Raw genomic sequence first — 1,416 nt, 5'->3', positions numbered from 1 at the left:
CTAGTAGTGCTTCGTTAGGTTCTGGCTCTGGTTCTGCTGGTCTTGAGGGGGCGGCCGCAGGTGGTGCAGGTGCCGGTCCAGCACCTCAGCAGGTCTTGGAGTGCGTCGAGGGTCTGGTAGAGGCTTGGGCTGGTGCCTCGGCTTTTGGGTCGAGCCTGCGCAGGGTGAGGAAGGCCTGCGCGGCGGTGACGAGGGTGACGTGGTGGTGCCATCCGCGCCAGGTGCGGCCCTCGAAGTGGTCCAGTCCCAGGCCGTGCTTGAGCTCTCGGTAGTCGTGTTCGATCCGCCAGCGCATCTTCGCCCACCGCACCAGGTCAGCGGTCGGTGTGGTGGGCGGCAGGTTCGATATCCAGTAGTTGGTCGGGGCATCCTGGCCGTCGGGCCATTCGACCAGGAGGGTCTGGGTGGGCAGGACGCCGTCCCACCGGTTTCGGCCGCCGCCCGATTGCTGAGCAGCGGCCAGCGCCTGTTTGCCCGCGGGCCGCACCGTCAGCACGGTGAACCGTGAGGTCATCGCGCCTTTGCTGCCCTGGCGCCAGGTCACTTCGGTGAATCGCTGTGCTCCCGCCTCCACTGCGAGGGTGGAAATGGCTCGCGGCGGGGTGCGGTAACGGGCAAGGGTGGGCGGTCCGAGTCCGCCGTATGCGGGCCGGTGCGGCTCGGCATCCTCCGGGTGAGCGACTTCCTTGCCGTTCAGGGCCAGGACATAGGACAGCCCTCGCTCCTCAAGACCGAGCCGGAACGGGGTGCTGACGCCGTAGCCGGCGTCGGCGACCACGACCGGCGCCGTCAGCTGCCACTCGGCGAGTGTGTCCAGCAGGCCGAGCGCCAGGCGCCACTTCTCCTGGTGCACCACGCTCTCGGGGACCCCTGCCCTGCGGCAGCGGTCCGGCTCGTCCGTCCATTCCCGCGGCAGATACAACTGCCAGTCCAACGGGCACGAGGCGGTGTCGGTGGCGGCATGGACACTGACCGCGACCTGGCAGTTCGCCCGTTTGCCGACGGCTCCGCAGTACTGCCGGGCCACCCCGACCGACGCCTTGCCGCACTTGGGGAACGACACGTCGTCGATCACCCACACCTCGGGCCTGACAACTTCGGACAGCCGTTCGGCGATCCGCCGCCTGACCGGCAGCGGATCCCACGGCGACTGGTTCACGAACTGCTGCAGGGCCTGCATGTTCCCGTCCGGCAGGCGTTCGGCCATCGGCTGAATCGACTTGCGCCGGCCGTCGAGCATCAGGCCACGCAGATAGCACTCACCCCTGGCCCGCTGATCCCTACGCGGCACCGAGGCGAAGACATCCGCCACGAACATCGCCAACGCCGCCCGTAATCGGTTCACTTCATACGCATCCACACAGCCAACATGCTCTTGATCAGCATCAACGAAAAGACCTAACGAAGCACTACTAG

General features: G+C 67.3%; 1 protein-coding gene. It reads right to left on the bottom strand.

The genetic code is table 11. The annotated features are described in order from the left end of the window. Positions 1 to 85: 85 nt before the first annotated feature. Positions 86 to 1,360, bottom strand: coding sequence for an IS701 family transposase (locus ACIF8T_RS40485; protein WP_400042494.1), 1,275 nt, complete (start codon positions 1,358 to 1,360; stop codon positions 86 to 88). Positions 1,361 to 1,416: the final 56 nt, after the last annotated feature.

It is taken from the genome of Streptomyces sp. NPDC085946, assembly GCF_044540485.1.
Taxonomy (GTDB): Bacteria; Actinomycetota; Actinomycetes; order Streptomycetales; family Streptomycetaceae; genus Streptomyces.
The sequence above is the reverse complement of the archived record's forward strand: the minus strand, read 5'-3'. Positions and strand labels throughout refer to the sequence as shown.